Origin of the sequence: Oleiagrimonas citrea (assembly GCF_012395255.1) — a bacterium.
Taxonomy (GTDB): Bacteria; Pseudomonadota; Gammaproteobacteria; order Xanthomonadales; family Rhodanobacteraceae; genus Oleiagrimonas; species Oleiagrimonas citrea.
Window position 1 is genome coordinate 383639 of sequence record NZ_JAAZQD010000002.1, and the last position, 19644, is coordinate 403282.

Below are 19644 nucleotides of genomic sequence, written 5' to 3' on the forward strand. Positions count from 1 at the left end.
CGCTTCATGCGCGTGCGGTTACAATCCGGCCATGGCCCGGCATCTTTCCGCATATGCACGGCGAGCCGCGCTCCGGCGCGGCCTTCCGCTCCTGCTTCTGTCGCTGCTGATCAGCGCACCGGCCGCGGCCGACACGATCTACAAGTGCACCGACCGCAACGGCCAGGTCAGCTATCAGGACACGCCGTGCACAAAAGCCAGCAAGCAACAGACGCTGGACATGCCCGCGCCACCGCCAGTGAGCCATCCCCCGGCAGCACCGCCTAGCGCACCGCCCGAGCCGCCACCGGCACGTATCGCGCCGGCGCCCAGACCGGAGCCTGCCCCGGTCACGATTCCGCAGCTCTACAGTTGCGTGCGCGCCACCGACGGCAAGGTGTACGTCAGCCGCAATGGCCATCCCAACGCCTACCTGGCGCCGCTGGGCATGCTCGGTGCATTCCAGCTGCCGCTGGCCAATACCTACGGTGGCAAGAACGCCGCCCGGCGCGCGGCGTCCGACCCGCAACTGGCGCGTGGACGCATCACGAAGGGGCTGGTCTCCGGACACTACACCTGGGTGCAGGATCGCTGTCGGCCGATGAGTCCGTACGAAATCTGCCTCACACTCCGCGGCCAGCTCGACGAGGTCGAGGACAAGATCCGGAAGGCTTTTCGCAGCGACCGTCCGCCGCTGGAACGGCAGGCCGCGGCGCTGCGCAAGGACATGGTCGGCTGCAATCGCTGACCCTCACGCGGCGCGCATGCAGCGCCGTTCGTGCTCGAGCAGCCATTGCTTGGCTTCCATGCCGCCACCGTAGCCGGTGAGGCTGCCGTCCGCGCCAATCACGCGATGGCAGGGCACGATGATAGAAAGCGGATTGGCGCCATTGGCCGCGCCCACGGCGCGCACGGCGCGCGGCCGACCGATGCTTCGGGCCAGCTCAGCGTAACTCGCCGTGCGTCCGTAGCCGATATCGAGCAGCCCCTCCCAGACCTCGCGCTGGAACGGTGTGCCGTGCGGACGCGTCGGCAGGTCGAAATCGAAACGCTCGCCGGCGAAATAGGCGGCGAATTGCGCACAGATCGGCGCCAGCCGTGCGCGATCCTCATGCACCGGCCCGAGGTCCGGCGGCGGCTTGCGCGACTGCGGAAGATTCACGCGCACCAGCGCGCCGTCCTCGTCGGCAATCAGGGTGAGCACGCCGATCGGCGTGTCGAGGCGGTCCTGGTAGAACATGGTCGTCACTCCTCGCAGCGCCACAGCAACAGCGTGGCGTAGGCGCGCCACGGCCGCCAGGCCGCGCTGCGCGTTTCCAGTTCTCGGGTCGAAAGCGTTCGACCCGCCCCGGCGCGTCGGCGCAGGATCAGGTCGGCGGCCGGGAAGGCATCCGGATGACCGAGCGCGCGCAGGGCGATGTAGTGCGCAGTCCACGGACCGATGCCGGGCAAGGCGGTCCACATCGACACAAAGGCATCGAGACCGCGTTCGGGACGGAAATCGACCTCACTGGCGGCGACGGCCGCGGCCATCGCGCGGATCGTGCGTGCGCGCTGCCCCATCACGCCGACGTCCTCCAGTTCGGCATCGGCCAGCGCACCCGGCGTCGGGAAGGCATGCAATGGAGTACCGTCCGGCGTGCTCAGAGAAAGCGCATCGCCCCAGCGCTCGACGATGCGCGAAGCCAGCGTGCGCGCCGCAGCGACACTGACCTGCTGACCCAGCACCGCGCGCACCGCGATCTCGAAGCCGTCCCAGCCGCCCGGCACGCGGATGCCCGGATGCCGCCGCAGCAGACGCCTCAGCAGCGGGTCGCCGGACAGCCCCTGGGCGATGGCCTGCGGCTCGGCGTCCAGGTCGAACAGACGCCGGACGCGGGCCACGACGTCGGTCAGCACATCCGTTCGCGGATGCTCGACATGCAACTGCAACGCCGACTCACCAGCCAGTGCCTGCACGCGCAGTCGCCCCGCTTCGCCGCGCATCCGGAACACGCGTTCGTATGCATCATCGGTGACGCGCTCGATGCCCGGCATGGCGCGGGCGGCGAGGAAATCGAGCATCGCGGAAAAGTCGTAGGGCGGTCGATACCCCAACCGCAGTCGCACACCCGGTGCGTCGGTCGTGACGCGGCGACGGCGCATCTCGCGCGGCGGCACGCCAAAGCTGTCGAGGAACGCCGCATTGAAGCGACGCACGCTTCCGTAGCCCGCACCCAGCGCAATCTGCGTGATCGGCAAGGCGGTCTCGTCCAGCAGTTTGCGTGCGAACAGCAGGCGCCGTGTCGCCGCCACCTGCAGCGGGCTCGCACCCAGCGTGTCGGCGAACAGACGGCGCAGATGGCGTTCGCTCAAGCCGGTCCGTTCGGCCAGCACGGCCACCGGCGCATGATCGAGCAATCCGTCCTCGATCATGCGCAACGCGCCGGCCACCAGTTCGTTGCCGCTGCGCCACGCCCACGCGCCCGGCGCCAGTTCGGGCCGACAGCGCAGACACGGTCGATAACCGGCCGCCGCGGCCGCCGCGGCCGTGGCGTAGTAGGTGACGTGCTGCGGTTTCGGCGCGGGCGCAGGACAGACCGGACGGCAGTAGATCCCGGTCGAGCGCACGGCGGTGAAGAACAGGCCGTCGAAGCGCGCGTCGCGACTCAGACGTGCCTGTTCGCATACCTGGTGCTCGGGAAGCTGCAGTGGATCGGCCACGGAAGTCATGCGCCAAGCTTAGCGCCGACGAAAGACTAAACCAGCCATTTTCGGCCATGTATGCATGGTGGGGCCGGAGCAGCTCAAGCCACTGTTTGACCCGCTCCGGCCTTGCTACATCACCTGCGCTAAAAACCGTAGCGCAGAAATCCGCCGTCGACGGCGATCAGTTCTCCGCTGATGTAGCTGGACGCAGGCAGACACAGAAACGCGACCGCCGCCGCCACCTCTTCCGGTTCGCCGATGCGCTGCATTGGTGTGCGTTCGAGCACTTCCTCCAGGTAGTCCTCGTCGGCCAGCGCCGGCTCCGAGCGCTGGGTGCGGATGTACCACGGCGCCACCGCGTTGACGCGAATGCCGTCACCGGCCCATTCGCAGGCGAGATTGCGTGTCATCTGATGCAGCGCGGCCTTGGTCATGCCGTAGAGCACGCCGGTACGCACATGCACCTCGCCCGACACCGAGCCGATGTTCACGATGCCGGCGTTGGCGTGTTGCACCAGATTCGGATGCGCGAGGCGGCTCATGTCGAAGGCGCTGAACAGGTTCTGCTCGAACAGCGCGCGCACGTCCTCGTCGGTGTATTCGAGCGCCGTCTTGATGACATTGCCACCGACATTGTTGACCAGCAGCGACAGCGGCACGCCCAGGTCGGCAACCCAATCAAACACGGCCATGCGCTCCTCGGGCTGCGCGAGATCGGCAGCGAACGCGCGCACCTGCACGTCTGGACATTCCTCGGCCAGCTCGTCGCGAACCTGCTCGAGATAGTCGCCGTCGCGCGCCACCAGCAGCAAGTCCGCGCCCAGCGCACCGAGTTCACGCGCGCAGGCCAGGCCGATACCCTTGCTGGCGCCGGTGATCAACGCGGTCTGGCCGTGCAGACGCCAGCTGGTGAGTCGCGGATGCATGCTCGATTCTTCCTTCACGTATCAGGAGCACGGCCGTGCGCGACGATGGGAAATGTGCGCCACACGACCCTTTCGCCGCATCGTACAACGCATGCGCTTGCCGCGTGCGCGAACGCGCGCGAGACTGCGGCGGACATTCATGCCTCGGGGGACTTACTCATGCGTTACATGAAAACCGCCGCCTGCGGACTGCTCGTCGCGCTGCTGGCCGCCTGTTCGAAGTCGCCCGCACCCGATACGCCGCAGCCGCCTCAGCCGAAGGCCGCCACCGCATCCACCGCGATGCCGGCCTCGAACCCGCTCACCCCGCTGCTGAACACGCGCGACCGCGCCAAGTCGGTGCAGCAGACCCTGAAGGCCCACGACGACGCCGAGCGCAAGGCCCTGCAGGACGCGCAGCAGTAACGATCACGGGCCACCCGATGTCTCAACGCGGCGCGCAGAGGCAGTCGGCGTAGACGTTGAGCTTGCCCGGCTTGGCGTGCTGCAGCAGGGTCCAGCCCGGGATGCGCTCGCGCATCTCGCGCAGCCAGGCCGGCGGCTGCAGACCGAGACTGGCTAATGCATGCGCCGCGGCGCTGTCGCCGAAGCCCGTCATCAACCGCTTCAGACCGGAACTTCCCGGCGGAGCCATGTAGCGCACCGCGCTCGATTTCAGCCCGGCCTTCTTCGCGGCGTAGGCGATGGCATCGCGCACCCCGCCGAGCTGATCGACCAGACCGCGCTGCAAGGCCTGCGTTCCCGTCCACACACGCCCCTGCGCGATAGCGTCGATCTGCTTGAAGGTCTTGCCGCGCGCCTTGGCCACGCCGCCGACGAAGTCGCGGTAGCCCTTGTCGATCACGCCCTGCATCAACTGGGCCATCTGCGGATTCAGCGGTCGCGTGATGTCACCCGCGCCGGCCAGCGGGCCGACGCCGACGCCGTCGTTGTGCACCCCGATCTTGTTCAGCAGACCGGGCACGTTGTAGACCATGCCGAAGATGCCGATGGAGCCGGTGATGGTGTTCGGTTCGGCAAAGATGCGGTCCGCGTTCATGGATATCCAGTAGCCGCCGCTGGCCGCCACGTCGCCCATCGAGACCACGACCGGCTTGCCATCGGCGCGCAGCAGCGCGACCTGGCGACGGATGCGCTCGGCAGCGTAGACCTCACCGCCGGGCGAATCGACGCGCAGCACCACGGCGCGCACATGCCTGTCCATGCGCGCGCGGTACAACTGCTGCGCGGTGGAGGCGCCGCCGATCTTGCCCGGCCGCTGCTTGCCGCCGACGATCTCGCCCTCGGCGACGATCACCGCAACATGATCGCGGCTCGACGACACCGGGCCGCTCACCGCGCGCAAGTAATCCTTCATGTCGATCTCGCGAATGCCCTGCCCCTTCGCGCCCGCCGGCACGCCGTCCTTACGCAGCATCATCACCAGATCGCGACGCGTCGCCAGGCCGTCGACCAGGTGATCCTCGACCGCCAGCTTGCCCAGGTCGCCACCGGCCGCGGCCAGACGGTCGGTGACGCTGTCCACGGATTGCCGCAACGCATCCGGATTCAACTTGCGCTGCTTGGCGACGTCGTTCAGCCACTGCTTCCACAGTCCGCCCATCCAGTAGGCATCGGCCTCCTTGGCCTGCGGCGAAGCCTGATCCAGCACGTAGGGCTCGGCGGCGGACTTGAACTGACCGACGCGGAACAGATGCACGTCGACGCCGAGTTTGTCGAGCAGATCCTTGTAGAACAGACGGTAGCTGGACAGACCGGTAATCAGCAGGCCGCCCATCGGGTCCAGCAGCACCTTGCTGCCGTGCGCGGCCAGGTAGTACTGGCTGCGGTCCATGCTCGGCGCCCATACGTCGACCGGCTTGCCGCTCGCGCGGAAGCGATCCAGCGCCGCGCCGACCTCGCGCAACGCGGCAAAGCCGCCGGCGCGCAGCTCGCCCGGCAGCAGCACGATGCGGGTGATGCGCGAATCGGTACGCGCATGGTCGATCGCCGCCACCAGATCGCGCACCTGCACCTGGCCGATCGGATCGCCAGACAAACCGGCCAGCATGCGCTCGAGCGGTGCGACGCTATATTGCTCGACCAACTGCCCCTGCGGCTGGAGTACCAGCACGCTGTCGCGTTTCACCTCGGGCTTGTTCGAACCCGACAGCATGCTGAAGAGCAGGAGCAGCAGCCCGAAGAAGATGACGTTGAGGATCAGCAAGCGGAACAGGTTGAGACCGCGGAAGATCAGCACGATGAAGGCGATGAAGCCGTTGCGTTGGGTGCCCGCCATGAACGCATTCCAGATGAATCGGTGACTCAGCCTAGCGTGTCGCCCCGATCCGGTCATCTGCCACAGGTCAGTCGTCCACCGCCGCCCCCGGCGCAAGCGGAACGTGACGCAGCCAGCGTTCGCTGGACAGCGTGCGCCACAGCCGCGTGAACAGCAGCACCGCCGCGGCACTGAGCCCGACCACGAGTCCCGCCCACATGCCGCGCGCGCCCCAATGCAGATGGAACGCCAGCCACCAGCCTGCCGGCATGCCCACGCCCCAGTAGGCGAACGCGCTGATGAGCATCGGCACGCGCGTATCCTTCAGTCCGCGCAGAGCGCCGTTGGACGCCACCTGGATGCCGTCCGAGAACTGGAACAGGCCCGCCAGCACCATCAGCTGCGCGGCCATCCCGACCACCGCCGCATCGTCGCTGTACAGCCCGGCGATCGCGTGCGGAATGCCCAGCATCAGGCTGCTCGACACCACCTGTGTGAACAGCGTCAGGCCCACGCCGCACAGCGCCGCGTAACGCACGCCGATCACGTCCCGGCGGCCCGCCGCATGACCGACGCGGATGGTGATCGCCATGGCCGTGCCCAACGGCACCATGAAGGCCACCGAGGACACATTCAGTGCGATCTGGTGCGCCGCCGTGACCGTTTCGCCCAGCGTGGCGACGGCCAGCGCCACGGCCACGAACAGGCCGCCCTCCATCAGCAATGTGAACGCCATGGGCGCGCCCAGGTACAGCAGTTCGCCCATCACGCGCGGATGCGGCAGATCGAAACGTTCGGTCAGGCGGATGCCCCGGTAGTTCGGATGTTTCAGGACGTAAAACGCGAAACCGAGCATCTCGCACCACAGCACGATCGCCGTGGCGATGCCGCTACCGCGCGCGCCCATCGGGGAAAAGCCCAGCCGGCCATACATCAGCACATAGCCCAGCGGCGCCAGCAGCACGAGACCGCCGAGGCTGAAGAACATCGACGGCCGTGGCAGCGACAGCCCTTCGGACAGTCCGCGCAGGGCGAAATACAGCGTCAGCGCCGGCGCGCCCCAGCCGACGGCGTGCAGGAACGCCACCACATCGGGGCGCAGGCTCGGCACCACACCCACCAGCCGCAGCATGAACTCGGCGTGCCGCACGGCGTAGACCAGGATCAGTCCGAGCAGCAGCGCGATCCACAGAGCCTGGCGGATCGTCGCACCAATCTCGCCGCGGCGTCCGGCGCCATCCAGCTGCGCCACGGTCGGCGGCACCGCGAGCATGGTGCCGATGCCGATCAGGATCGCCAGCGTCCAGATGCCGGCGCCGGTTGTCACCGCCGCCTGCACATGCGCATTCAGATGCCCGGAGAGCATGGCGTCGACCACATTCGTACCCACGGCCGCCAGCTGCGCCGCGATCAACGGCAGCGCCAAACGCAGCAACGCGCCGGTTTCACGCGCAACGCGCACGCGATCGATGCTGGATAAGGGCTTGGGCACGGACAGTCGCCGGGGGATTCGGGCCGGTCATTCTAGCCGCGGTTGGGGGTTCAGGTGACCCCGACCGACTTCTCCCCCTGAGGTTTCAGGCCACCCGGGCCGCGCAAGTGCTTGCCGGTGCACGGATTCGGCAAAAATACTGTCGCGACAGTATTTTTCACACCCCGCGCGTCAGGTTGTGCACAGTCGGCGTTGCGTCTCAGCAACCTGTGAGCGAAGGCCGAGGCGAGCTTCCGAATGACTTTCGACACATTTATAAGCGCATGTTTTTAAACAATTATTTCAGACTGGTTAAACTTTCACCAATATGTAACCGACCCCATAGCCATGCCCTCTGGGGGCCATGATCCCAACAACGTCCACAGACTTATCCACAGCTTTTGTGGATAACCGGGAAATACGTGACTAAGCGGACACTTAGGGACTTTTCCGAGGAAAACCGTGAACTGTGCCCTGTATCTGACGCATGACGTGCACCCACCCATGGACGTAGGGACCACGCGATGAGGCTGCCGCCTTATGTCAGAATCGATCGCTCATCGGGGGGAGCTCATGCAGGACATCAAGGTATTCGAGGGCGCGCACTGCACCAACTGCGGCGAACCGCTGCAAGGCGCGTACTGCCATCGCTGCGGACAATCCGTACACAGCGTGCTGCGACCCATGCACGGTCTGGTGGAGGAAACGGTCGAAACCGTGCTGCATATCGACAGCCGGATTCTGCATACCGTGCCGAAACTATTCCTGAAACCGGGCTTCCTGACCCTGGAATACTTCGCCGGCCGGCGCATCCGCTACATCGCACCGTTCCGGCTCATGTTCGTGCTGTGCCTGTTGACGTTCTTTGCACTGCATTGGTCGGTCGACAACATTTCCACGATCGACAGCGGCCTGTCCAAGATCGAGAACAGCGCCACCCCCGATACGAGCAATTTCGCCGACGCCCACACGCCGGAGCAAGTGCGCCAGTCGCTGCAGAAGCGGCTTCAGGACCTGGATCAAGTACGGCAGGCTCCGAACGTGCCGACGCTGGCCATCGAGCAGATCGACCGGAGCGAACGCATCCTCCGCAAGCAGGCGAACCAGCGCCTGAGCGAACTCGGCGCACCCCCGCTTCCCGTGCCGGCCACGTCTTCCCGACTGCCCGCAACGACATCCACCGCCGCCACACCGGCGTCGCAGGAAGCCGATTCGGATACCCTCGCCTCACGCATCGAAGCCAACTGGAAAGCCTTCGCTAAAGGCAACGCGCGCGAGCGCAGCGCCGCCCGGCGACGCATGACCGATGGCGTCTTCGGCACCCTGCCGCAGGCTCTGCTGTTGATGGCTCCGCTTTTCGCCCTGCTGCTGAAAGTCTTCTACCTGTTCAAGCGTCGCCTGTACATGGAACACCTGATCGTGGCCATGCACAGCCACGCCTTCCTGTTCCTCAGCGTGCTTCTGATCACAGGCGTCGGGCTGCTCTCTCACTGGCTGACCCCGCATGCCGCCTGGCTGGAGCATCCGCTGAGCTGGCTGATGCGCGCTCTGCTGCTGTGGATCCCCATCTACCTGTTGTGGATGCAGAAACGTGTCTATCGTCAGGGCTGGCCGGCCACCATCTGGAAATTCCTGTTCATTGGGACGCTCTACAGCGTGCTGCTCACCACGGTGGTGATGGTGGGCGTGGCGCTCGGCATGGCGCACTGAACGCATCGCACACGGCTGACCACGTTCGCCCTGCACACGGCGCGCTCCCCGCTACACTTGCCGCATGTCCGCCGTCCTGCGCATCGCCCTTGCGGTTCCGTTGCCGCGCCTGTTCGACTACCTGCCGCCGACCGACGGCACGGTCGAGGTCGGCACGCGCGTGCTGGTGCCGTTCGGTCGCCGGATGCAAGTCGGCATCGTGGTCGAGCATGCTGCACAGAGCAGCGTTCCCGAAAAGCAGCTGAAACGGATACAGCGCGTGCTGGACGACGAACCGCTGCTGCACGGCGAACTGCTCGACAGCCTGAAATGGGCCACCGACTACTGGCTCGGCACGCCCGGCGATGTCTTCCTCAACAACGCGCTGCCCACCGCACTGCGCCAGGCCAAGCCCTGGCCGACACTGGGTGAGGAACGCTGGAGCCTGAGCGAGGAAGGGCACGCGGCGCAACGGGAAGGCAAACGACGCGGACGCAGCCGCGCGCTGCTCGACTTGCTCACAGAAACGCCCCTGCGCGCCAGCGAACTGGATCTGCGCCTGCCCGGCTGGCGCGATGCCGCGCGCCGCCTGCAGAAGGCCGGCCTGGTCGACAGCACAATTACCGCCGAAGACCCACCTACGCCGCCCGCCCTGGCCGGACCGGAGCACAACGCGGGCCAGCGCGAAGCCATCGACGCCGTGGCCGGCACGCTGGGCGGCTTCGCTCCCTTTCTGCTTCACGGCGTCACCGGAAGCGGCAAAACCGAGGTCTACATCGCACTGATTGAGCGCGCGCTGGCCGCCGGCCACCAGTGTCTGCTGCTGGTGCCGGAAATCGGCCTCGCCCCGCAGACGGTGGCGCGGTTGCGGGCGCGACTCGGCGTGACGGTCGACGTGCTCCACTCCAACCTGGCCGAGGGCGCGCGTGCGCGCGCCTGGCTGCGCGCACGCAACGGCCGGGCGCGAGTGATCCTGGGCACGCGCTCGGCCGTGTTCACGCCGCTACCCGAAGCCGGCCTGATCGTGGTCGACGAGGAACACGACACCTCCTACAAGCAGCAGGAAGGCTTCCGCTACCACGCCCGCGACCTGGCCGTGGTCCGCGCACAACGGCTCGGCGTGCCGATCGTGCTCGGCTCGGCCACGCCGTCGCTGGAAACGCTGGCCAATGTCGACGCTGGCCGCTACCAACGCCTGAACCTGCGCGAGCGCACCGGCGCGCATAGCAAGCCGCCGCGCGCGGAGATCATCGACGTGCGCGGCCAGTCCATGCAGCACGGCCTGTCCAACCCGCTGCTGGCCGCGCTGGATGCCTGCGTCGAACGCGGCGAGCAGGCGCTGATCTTCCGCAACCGCCGCGGCTACGCACCGCTGCTGACCTGCCACCTGTGCGGCTGGCACGCCGAATGTCAGCGTTGCGAGAAACCGCTGGCGCTGCACCACGGCCGCAACCGCCTGATCTGTCATCACTGCGACCTGGAACGTCCCGTACCGACCGCCTGCCCAGGCTGTGGCGGCGAGGGCCTGCACCGCCAAGGGCACGGTACCGAACGCCTGGAAGAAGCCCTGCAGACCCGCTACGCCGATATCCCGGTTCTGCGCATCGACCGCGAAACCACGCGCCGGCGCGAAGCTTTCGAGGATCTTATGGGCCCGCTCGCCGACGGCCGCCCGGCCATCCTGGTCGGCACGCAGATGCTGGCCAAGGGCCATGACCTGCCAAACCTGACCCTGGTCGCCATCACCAGCCTCGACGAAGGCCTGCACAGCCTCGACTTCCGCGCCAACGAACGACTGGCGCAGTTGATCGTGCAGGTCGCCGGACGCGCCGGACGCGCCGGCAAGCCCGGACGCGTCCTGCTGCAGACGCACCACCCCGAACACCCACTGCTGCAGACTCTGCTTCACCGCGGCTACAGTGCCACCTGCGCACTCATGCTGGACGAACGCCGCGCGCTGCAATTGCCGCCCTTTGCCCATCAGGCGCTGCTGCGCGCCGACGCCACCCGCCGCGAGCACGTCGACGCCTTTCTCGCCGCTGCCCGCGAAGCGCTACCGGCATCCGACGCGCTGCGCACATCCGGGCCGATGCCCGCGCCGATGCCACTGCGCGCTGGCCGCCATCGCGGTCAGCTGCTGCTTGAAGCCGATACGCGCAACACCTTGCACGCCGTCCTCAGGCCCTGGCGCGAAGCGCTGTCCGCGCTCGAGGGCGCGCGCCGCGTGCGTTGGTCCATCGATGTCGACCCGGTCGATTTGTACTGACCCGCGCCACGGTTTTACTCTGAACGTTCCGCCACGCATCCCCCAAGGAAACCCATGGCTTCCCAGCTCGAACAACTGCGCGCGATGACCACGGTCGTCGTCGACTCCGGCGACCTCGACGCCATCGAACGCCACAAGCCCGTCGACGCCACCACCAATCCGTCGCTGCTGCTCAAGGCCGCCTCCATGGACGGCTACAAGACGCTCATCGACGACGCACTGGACTGGGCACGCGGCCAGAGCAACGACCGCGAGACGCAGATCCTCGACGCCAGCGATCGACTCGCCGTCAACGCCGGCTCGCACATCCTGAAACGGATTCCCGGCCGCGTCTCCACCGAGGTCGACGCCCGCCTGTCCTTCGACACCGAGGCCACCATCGCCAAGGCACACCGCCTGGTCGGCATGTATGACGATGCCGGCATCGGCACCGACCGCATCCTCATCAAGATCGCCTCCACCTGGGAAGGCATCCGCGCCGCCGAACAGCTCGAACGCGAAGGCATCCACTGCAACATGACGCTGCTGTTCGCCTTCGAGCAGGCCGTCGCCGCCGCCGACGTCGGCGCGTTCCTGATCTCGCCCTTCGTCGGCCGCATCTACGACTGGTACATCGCCAATACCGACCACGACGACTTCGCCGCCGAGGACGATCCCGGCGTGCACTCCGTGCGCAAGATCTACGACTGGTACAAGCGTCATGGCGTCGACACCGTGGTCATGGGCGCCAGCTTCCGCAACACCGGGCAGATCACCGCCCTGGCCGGCTGCGACCGCCTCACCATCAGCCCCGACCTTCTGGAAAAGTTGGACGCCACCGACGCCGAACTGCCGCGCCAACTCGAAGACAGCGGACACCGCGCGGAGCGTCCCGGAAGCCTCGACGAAAAAGCCTTCCGCTGGGGCAAGAACGAAGACGCCATGGCCACCGAGAAACTGGCCGACGGTATTCGCCGCTTCGCCGCCGATCAGGTCAAGCTGGAGAAACTACTCAACGACAAGCTCTAATCTCGCCTGCCCGGCGCAGACAATGCCGAATGTGTATGCTCAACACAAACGCGCGACGATAGGCGAGGGAGGGGGCTGCATGTCGAGCATCAAGAACTTTTTCGATGGCGTTTTCCGCTGGGTATGGCGGATCAACGGCGTGCTGCTGCTGGCCCTGCTGGTGTTCGCTCTGATCGTTTTCAGTCTGATTCCGAGCGGATTCCACCCGGGACGAAACGAAGTCGCCCAGGAAGGTTCGATCACGCCCCATACCGCATCGCACCCGCACGTGCCTGCGCTGCACTTGGGTCTGATGCGGGACCTTTCGGGCACTCCCATGCTCTACGCACCGCTGAAAGCAGCCGACCCCGACTCGACGGTTTCATTCTCCGGTTCGGTGTCGACGCAGGTGCACAACGTACTCTTCTTCGACATGTCGACAAAGCAGGAACACTGGCTGTTCAAAAATAACCGTCAGGTCATCTCGCGACCCGAAGTCCTCGAGCACAATATGCCTGCACCCTCGGCAAACATGAAACCTGCAAAAAAAGCCGTCGGCCTGATTTTCGGCGTACGCCGGCAAACAGGCGACCCCACGAGTGCCGCGCTATGGGACATCGAGCTGGCTTCTGTCGATGGCCGCCGCGTCACTACGCTCGCATCCGACGTGGATGCCATGATGGGTTTCCACTTCGCAGACGGCACCCGCGCGCTGCTTGTGTTTTATACATCGCATGGCGCAGCACATGTGTTGAATGTAGACCTCGAAACACACAAGGTGCTCTCGACCAGGAAACTCGCAACACCGTTGTAGATACGCAAAATCCGATCAGCCTTTACCTGGCTGAACGCTGACCCGCCATTCAACGAACAATCCTGATTCCGTACGGCTCAGCGCGAACAACTGACTGCTGGTAATCGGAGGTGCATGTGGCCAAGCAAGCCAAGAACATGGTCTGCCTGTGGTACGACGGTGACGCGGAAGAGGCCGCGCGCTTCTACGCTGCGACATTCCCCGACTCCTCGGTCGATGCCGTGCATCACGCACCCGGCGACTATCCCTCCGGACAGCAGGGCGACGTGCTGACGGTTGAGTTCACAGTGATGGGCATCCCCTGCCTCGGTCTCAATGGCGGACCGCACTTCAAGCACTGCGAGGCGTTTTCGTTCCAGGTCGCGACCACGGACCAGGAAGAAACCGACCGCTGCTGGAACGCCATCGTCGACCATGGCGGCCAGGAAAGCGACTGCGGCTGGTGCAAGGATCGCTGGGGCGTGTCCTGGCAAATCACGCCGCGGGTCTTGATGGATGCGATCACCGACGCCGACCCCGGCATCGCCAAACGCGCCTTCGACGCCATGATGACGATGCGCAAGATCGACATCGCCCTGATCGAGGCTGCACGCCGCGCTTGAGATGCCCGACCATCGCATGCGGCACATCCGAATCCGTACGACGATGCCGCGAACCGCACCGTATGCGCAGAAACCGATCTAGCCGAACACCCGTGCCGCGCATGCGGTATGCACATGCCTGTAGGCTCTGAAGTACGTCGACGCATGCACGACCACGGCGACGCCCTCCACGCAGGCATACGGCAATCCGATGAATCCTTCGCTCATCCTCCCGATGGCCGCCCATGTGGCGCTTACCGCATTCCTCTACTTCTTGCTGACCGCTGTCCGCGCGCCCGCCGTCTGGGGTGTGGGCCGGCGGGGCCGTGACCTGCCTTCCTGGACCGCATTCGAACCGCGCATCAGCGCAAATCTCTCCAATCAGTTCGAATGGCCCCTGTTCTTCCACCTCGCATGCCTGCTGCTGATGTCCTTGCACGCCGTCGATACGTGGGCACTGTGGCTGGCCTGGATTTTCGTCGCCGGACGCCTGCTGCACAGCGGCGTGCAGATCCTCATCCCCAACATTCGCCTGCGCGGCCTGGTGTTCACCGTCAACTTTCTCGCTGCCGTAGGATTATGGATACGCGTGCTGGTGCTCTGGCCGCACTGAAGCCAGCATTCCGTCCGCAGAGCCGTGTTCCACGAACCTCTTCATCGCCATGTCCGACACCACGCCCACCATCCGTTTCGAAGCGACGCTGCTGCGACCCAGGCACGCGGAGAAGGGGGACCGATGGAGCTTTCTGGTCTTGCCCAGGGACGCCAGCGCACAGCTCCCCACCCGCGGACAGGCATTCGTGAAAGGCACGCTCAACGGCGCCACGTTCCGCGCCACACTGGAACCCGACGGACAAAAAGGCCATTGGCTGAAAGTCGGCGCTGCACTGCGCAAGCGCGCGCAGGTCATACCAGGCGAATCCGTCACGCTGGCCATCACCACCGACCCGACGCCACCCGAACCTAGGCTGCCGCCGGATGTGCGTCAGGCGCTCTACGATGCGCCCGAGGCGAAGGCCGCCTGGGCCGACATCACCTGTGCGGGCCGCTGGGACTGGCTGCACTGGATCACCGCCGCCAGGCGCGAAGAAACGCGCGCGCGCCGGATCGCCAACGCCTGCGACATGCTGGCTTCCGGCAAGCGGCGCGTGTGCTGTTTCGATCGATCTGGCTTCTACAGCAAGGAATTCAGCGCGCCCGAGGCGGCGGACTGAATTTTCTCAAGTCCCGTCATGGCCCGTGTGCAGTCGTTGCCCTGAACATGCACACTTGCGATTCGCACCTTGCCATTCGACCTCACTATCGACCGGCACTATCTTCAGTACCAGGAGTTCCTCATGGAGTGTTTTGCGCATCAAGGAAAGCATGCCGTCGGACTATGCAAGGTCTGCGCGCGCGGCGTATGTCGCGATTGCGCCATCAAAGCGGAACACAGTCTCGCCTGCTCGCAGGAACATGCGGCATTCGCCGAGAAGCTGACCGAAGTCCAGTTCGCCTCCCTGGGAAACGCCCAGCTATATCGAGCACAGCGCTATGTGCAGCCACTTGCTTCCCTGGCCTTGATTGCGCTCGGCCTGGGCTATCTCTATGCCTATGACGACGACTTGTTCGGGTGGCTTTTTCTCGGCTTCGGCCTGCTCATGGGTCTGACGCATTTCTTCCCTAGGCGCAAAAAGAAAAGCTGATTCGATGGCGCATTCGCCCGATGGCGCAGAAGGCTCGTGCGCGAAGATCGCCGAAGCCTGGATCCATCTCTGGTCGGGGCCTGAAACTCCCGCCATCGGTCCGGATGTGGGTGACTCGCCGCTGGACTGGACGCTTCCACGCGAAGAGCCGAAACGTTGCCTCGAAGTCATTCTCGAGATACTCGAACGCATCGACACCTCCTCACCGAACGACCTCCTGGCCGTGCTGGCTGCCGGACCACTCGAAGATCTTCTTGTCATGAACGGCCCTGCCGTCATCGATGAAATCGAGACGCTTGCCCGCCAACGCCCTCCATTTCGACGCCTGCTCAATGGCGTTTGGTACCGACGCTGTGAGCCAGACATTCGTGCCAGACTGGCCAAGTATCTACGGCATCGTTGGTAATCGCGCTGTCGGCTATGCATCGGCGCATGAATACCTCCGCCATACTCGCAGCACCACCCCGCTGACAGGCTTCGGAGAGTCTTTGCGTGAACCTCAATCAGATCACCCTCCCAGTCACCGACTTCGAACGCACCGTGGCTTTCTACCGCGACATGGGTTTCACGCTGATCGTGCACTCGCCGCCGCGCTACGCGCGCTTCGCCTGCCCCGATGGTGACGCGACGTTCTCGCTGCACCGCACGGAGCATCCGGTCGGCGACAGCAGCGTGGTCGTGTATTTCGAATGCACGGATCTGGATGCGCGCGTCGCACAGTTGCAGGCAGCCGGATTCGTGTTCCAGCAAGCACCCACGGACAAGCGCTGGCTGTGGCGCGAGGCGCGCCTGCGCGACCCTTCAGGCAACGAGCTGTGCCTGTTCCATGCCGGCGAAAACCGCAAGAACCCGCCCTGGCGCGTGAAAGATTGAACGCCATCCACCGGCACCCTACTCACCCGAACCGCGGGCCGAAGATCCCGCGCACCGAGTCCCCGCGCATGCTCAAGTCTTCCTTCGTCGCCCTGCTCCTGCTCGGCCTGGCGCTGCTGCTCTCCGGATGCCAGCCCGCGCCACCGCCGCGCGTGGTCGGATACGCGACCATCAAGACGGACCCGGCCGACATCGAAGCCTCGCGCCTGGACGCGATCATCTTTGCCTTCGCACAGGTCGAGAACGGCGAAGTCGTGCTCGACGCCAAGCACACCGATGCTTTCGCCCGTTTCCAGCCGCTGCGTCAGCGCAACCCGAAACTGAAGCTGCTGATTTCGGTCGGCGGCTGGGGCGCGGACGGATTCTCGGATGCGGCGATGACGCCTGCCTCGCGCAAGCGTTTTGCGGACAGCGCCGTGACCCTGCTGGAACGCGTCCACGCCGACGGCCTGGACGTCGACTGGGAATATCCCGGCCACGCTAGCGCGGGTATCAAGGCCCGCGACAGCGACCGCGTGCATTTCACCCTTCTGCTCAGCGCATTGCGCCGTGCCATGGATCACGCCTCGCGCACGCATCCGGAAGATCCGCGGCATTTCCTGCTGACCGCCGCCCTGGCCGACGGCCCATTCGTCGATCACGTCCAGTTGCGTGCGATCGCACGCCTGCTGGACTGGATCAACCTGATGACCTACGACTTCAACAACAGCATGACGCCGACCACCGGGCATCACGCCGGCCTGTACCGCTCCGCTGTGTCGACCGCGCGGACCGATCGCTACGCCGACAAGGCCGTACGCCAGTACCTGGCCGCCCACGTACCCGCCAGAAAGATCATGCTCGGCGCGGCGTTCTACGCCCGTGCCTTCACCGATGTGCGCGACCGCGAACGCGGACGCTACCAGCCGTATGGTTCCTTTCTCGGCACCTTCGACTGGCAACAACTGAAGACCGGCTACATCGACCGCAACGGCTTCACCCGTTACTGGGACGCCCGCGCGCAGGCGCCCTATCTCTGGAACCCGCGCACGCGCACCTTCATCACCTACGACGATCCGCAATCGCTTCGCGCCAAGGCCGACTACGTGAAGGAACACCGTCTCGGCGGCATCATGTACTGGGAACAGAGTCTGGATCCGACGCATGAACTGCTGCACGCGTTGACCGACGAACTGAAGGGGCCCGTCTCGCCGGCCTCCAGCCCTCGCACACCGAAAGCACGGCCCTGACTGAAGACGGACTTCCGCCATATGAAGTCGGACCGCCCGCATCCTAGGATGGCGAGGTGATCCTTTCCCGCACACGGAGAAGCCTGTGCAGCCCATTGCACGCCTGATCGTCGTCTCCCTGCTCGCGATCTCGACCGCCGCGCTCGCCATCGTGCGACGACCCGGCGTGCCCGACGCACGCTACCGCGTCGAGCGCAACGCCCTGCCCGCGCTGGTGAACCTGCCCGGCGAAGGGCACGGCGCGCTGATCGCGCCGCAATGGGTGGTCACGGCCGGGCACGCCACGCTGGGCTACGACCTGAAACGGGTGTGGATCCACAGTGCATGGCGCACGGTCGACGCAGTGATCACCTATCCGGGCTTCAAGCAGCAATTCGCCGCATTCCGGAAACAGGCCCAAGAACCGACCCTGGCTCACTGGAAAAAACTGCATGCCGGCCTCGAAGGCATGCACGACATCGCGCTGGTCCATCTGCGCAAGCCGGTCACGGATGTGCGCCCGCTGACGCTGTACCGCGACCGCGACGAAACGGGCAAGGTCGTGCAGATCTTCGGCGCCGGCGCGACCGGCGACGGCCGGGTCGGCCAGTATCCGCACGCACCGCACCGCGGCGAGCTGCGCCGGGCCTACAACCGCATCACCCGCGCCCACGCGCAGTGGCTCGACTACCGGTTCGATTGCGGCAAGCAGGCGCTGCCGCTGGAAGGCGTGCTCGGCGACGGCGACAGCGGCGGCCCGGTGCTGATCCGGCAGCGGGGCGAATGGAAACTCGCCGGCCTGGCCGACTGGAAGCACTGGCCGCCCGGCGCCCGCACCTTCCGCGCCGGCGTCTGCGGACAGACGTTCTCCAACTCGCGCATTGCGTACTACGCGGACTGGATCAATCGCACCCTCGCGGCCCACGCTCAGCTCCCCTCCCGGTGACCCGCGCCCGCGCATGAGCGCGCGGCCGTCCGCTGCTATGCTGCGGCGAACGCGGGCCTTGGCGCACCGCGATCAGACAGGGACGACCGATGCCGAACATGGAGTCACCCTCGAATCCGCCGCGCAATCTGGTGGTGTTCTGCGACGGCACCAACAACCAGTTCGGCGAGCACAACACCAACGTGATCCGCCTGCTGGCGGCCTCGGCGCGCGATGCGCAGCAGCAACTGGCGTTCTACGATCCCGGTGTCGGTACTTTCGCTGCCACCGGCGCGCTGACGCCAATCAGCAGGCGCGTGACGCAACTGCTGGGATCGGCATTCGGCTTTGGTCTCACTCGCAATGTCGGCCTGTGCTACGACTTCCTGATGCAGCATTACCGGCCGGGCGACCGCATTTACCTGTTCGGTTTCAGCCGCGGCGCCTACACGGCGCGTGTGCTGGCGGCGCTGATCCACGTCTGCGGTCTGCTACGTACCTACAACCCGAATCTCGCCGAGTACGCCATGCGATTGTTCCGGCGCGAAGCGGTGCAGGCCAAGAAGCGCAACGACCGCGCCGAAGCCGATGCCCATGTCTACCGCAGCCTGCACCTGCCACTGTGTGAACAATTCCGCGACACCTTCTCGATCACACCACCGATCCATTTCCTCGGCGTCTGGGACACCGTGTCCAGCGTCGGCTCGATCTACAACCCGTTCAAGCTTCCGTACACGCGCTGGAATCCCAGCGTGCGGACCGTGCGCCATGCCGTCTCCATCGACGAACGCCGCAAGTTCTTCCGCACCAATCTGTGGTCCTCGTCAAATACGGACACGGATGTGAAGCAGATCTGGTTCGTCGGCGCGCATGCGGATGTCGGCGGCGGCTACCCGCGCACGGAAAGCGGACTGGCGAAGATCGCCCTGGCCTGGATGATGGACGAGGCGCAGGCCTGCGGGCTGCAGCTCGACCCTGCGCAACGCGCACAGGTGCTTGCCGATCCGCCGCCGGATGCGCTGGGACCGATGCACGATGCGCTGGACCGCCTCGGCTGGAAACTGGCCCAGTGGGCACCGCGTCGCGAATGGTTGCGTGACGCCGCCAGCGGTCGCTACACGCCGCACTGGCGCTTTTCGCCGCGCCCACTGCCCCGTTTCATCGAGGAAGGCGCGACCATCCACAGCTCGGTATTCCGTCGCATGCGCGACGACCCCGGCTACCGCCCGCCGAACCTGCCCGACGTCGCCTACGACGAATCCGGCCAGCGCCACGACGCGTTCGCCGCGGATTGA

Annotated in this window: 20 protein-coding genes; 15 read left to right on the top strand and 5 right to left on the bottom strand. The window is 65.8% G+C overall.

Translation table 11 applies throughout. The features are described from left to right. Positions 1–31: 31 nt before the first annotated feature. On the top strand, positions 32–727 hold the full coding sequence (locus HF690_RS05765; protein WP_168608777.1) for a DUF4124 domain-containing protein: 696 nt from the start codon (positions 32–34) through the stop codon (positions 725–727). Positions 728–730: 3 nt separating this feature from the next. On the opposite strand, the gene HF690_RS05770 is transcribed toward HF690_RS05765, so the two are convergent. The 3 genes from HF690_RS05770 to HF690_RS05780 all read right to left on the bottom strand — a co-directional run bounded on the left by HF690_RS05770 (position 731) and on the right by HF690_RS05780 (position 3593). Beyond that, on the bottom strand, positions 731–1219 hold the full coding sequence (locus tag HF690_RS05770; protein ID WP_168608778.1) for a methylated-DNA--[protein]-cysteine S-methyltransferase: 489 nt from the start codon (positions 1217–1219) through the stop codon (positions 731–733). A 5-nt stretch (positions 1220–1224) separates the two neighbouring features. Further along, the gene (locus HF690_RS05775; RefSeq protein WP_168608779.1) at positions 1225–2691 is read right to left on the bottom strand and encodes a DNA-3-methyladenine glycosylase 2 family protein; all 1467 of its coding nucleotides are present in this window, start codon (positions 2689–2691) and stop codon (positions 1225–1227) included. A 119-nt stretch (positions 2692–2810) separates the two neighbouring features. Beyond that, entirely contained in the window at positions 2811–3593 is a 783-nt protein-coding gene (locus HF690_RS05780) for an SDR family oxidoreductase (RefSeq protein WP_168608780.1), read from the bottom strand. Positions 3594–3752: 159 nt separating this feature from the next. Between HF690_RS05780 and HF690_RS05785 the strand changes: the two genes are divergently transcribed. Next, the gene (locus HF690_RS05785; RefSeq protein ID WP_113064223.1) at positions 3753–3998 is read left to right on the top strand and encodes a hypothetical protein; all 246 of its coding nucleotides are present in this window, start codon (positions 3753–3755) and stop codon (positions 3996–3998) included. A gap of 22 nt (positions 3999–4020) precedes the next feature. Here HF690_RS05785 and sppA read toward each other — a convergent pair whose 3' ends face one another. After that, positions 4021–5871, bottom strand: coding sequence for a signal peptide peptidase SppA (gene sppA / locus HF690_RS05790; RefSeq protein ID WP_168608781.1), 1851 nt, complete (start codon positions 5869–5871; stop codon positions 4021–4023). 67 nt (positions 5872–5938) lie between these two features. Next, positions 5939–7342, bottom strand: coding sequence for an MATE family efflux transporter (locus tag HF690_RS05795; RefSeq protein ID WP_338042878.1), 1404 nt, complete (start codon positions 7340–7342; stop codon positions 5939–5941). Positions 7343–7894: 552 nt separating this feature from the next. On the opposite strand from HF690_RS05795, the gene HF690_RS05800 reads away from it, so the two are divergent. From HF690_RS05800 to HF690_RS05860, 13 genes are all read left to right on the top strand, one after another. Beyond that, positions 7895–9031 (top strand): DUF3667 domain-containing protein, encoded by a 1137-nt coding sequence (locus HF690_RS05800; protein ID WP_168608782.1) that lies wholly within the window; start codon positions 7895–7897, stop codon positions 9029–9031. 64 nt (positions 9032–9095) lie between these two features. After that, the gene (locus tag HF690_RS05805) at positions 9096–11276 is read left to right on the top strand and encodes a primosomal protein N' (RefSeq protein WP_168608783.1); all 2181 of its coding nucleotides are present in this window, start codon (positions 9096–9098) and stop codon (positions 11274–11276) included. Between the two features lie 54 nt (positions 11277–11330). Continuing rightward, a complete protein-coding gene (gene tal, locus HF690_RS05810; protein ID WP_168608784.1) occupies positions 11331–12284 on the top strand; it encodes a transaldolase in 954 nt (317 codons plus the stop codon). Positions 12285–12363: 79 nt separating this feature from the next. Continuing rightward, positions 12364–13077, top strand: a complete 714-nt coding sequence (locus HF690_RS05815) for a hypothetical protein (RefSeq protein WP_113064218.1) — start codon at positions 12364–12366, stop codon at positions 13075–13077. A 137-nt stretch (positions 13078–13214) separates the two neighbouring features. Next, positions 13215–13679: a VOC family protein gene (locus HF690_RS05820; RefSeq protein ID WP_193568423.1), complete on the top strand. Its 465-nt coding sequence runs from the start codon at positions 13215–13217 to the stop codon at positions 13677–13679. A gap of 190 nt (positions 13680–13869) precedes the next feature. Beyond that, positions 13870–14271, top strand: coding sequence for an MAPEG family protein (locus tag HF690_RS05825; RefSeq protein ID WP_168608786.1), 402 nt, complete (start codon positions 13870–13872; stop codon positions 14269–14271). Between the two features lie 49 nt (positions 14272–14320). Beyond that, complete coding sequence (locus HF690_RS05830; RefSeq protein ID WP_168608787.1) at positions 14321–14872, top strand: YdeI/OmpD-associated family protein; 552 nt, start codon at positions 14321–14323, stop codon at positions 14870–14872. A gap of 69 nt (positions 14873–14941) precedes the next feature. Beyond that, positions 14942–15343 carry a hypothetical protein gene (locus tag HF690_RS05835; RefSeq protein WP_168608788.1) on the top strand — a complete coding sequence of 134 codons (402 nt, stop codon included), beginning with the start codon at positions 14942–14944 and terminating at the stop codon, positions 15341–15343. Between the two features lie 4 nt (positions 15344–15347). Next, positions 15348–15749 carry a DUF6869 domain-containing protein gene (locus HF690_RS05840; protein ID WP_168608789.1) on the top strand — a complete coding sequence of 134 codons (402 nt, stop codon included), beginning with the start codon at positions 15348–15350 and terminating at the stop codon, positions 15747–15749. An 86-nt stretch (positions 15750–15835) separates the two neighbouring features. Then, positions 15836–16216 (top strand): VOC family protein, encoded by a 381-nt coding sequence (locus HF690_RS05845; RefSeq protein WP_168608790.1) that lies wholly within the window; start codon positions 15836–15838, stop codon positions 16214–16216. A gap of 68 nt (positions 16217–16284) precedes the next feature. Next, positions 16285–17445 carry a glycoside hydrolase family 18 protein gene (locus HF690_RS05850; RefSeq protein WP_113064212.1) on the top strand — a complete coding sequence of 387 codons (1161 nt, stop codon included), beginning with the start codon at positions 16285–16287 and terminating at the stop codon, positions 17443–17445. An 85-nt stretch (positions 17446–17530) separates the two neighbouring features. After that, a complete protein-coding gene (locus tag HF690_RS05855; protein ID WP_168608791.1) occupies positions 17531–18370 on the top strand; it encodes a trypsin-like serine protease in 840 nt (279 codons plus the stop codon). A gap of 98 nt (positions 18371–18468) precedes the next feature. After that, positions 18469–19644, top strand: a complete 1176-nt coding sequence (locus HF690_RS05860; RefSeq protein ID WP_168184665.1) for a DUF2235 domain-containing protein — start codon at positions 18469–18471, stop codon at positions 19642–19644.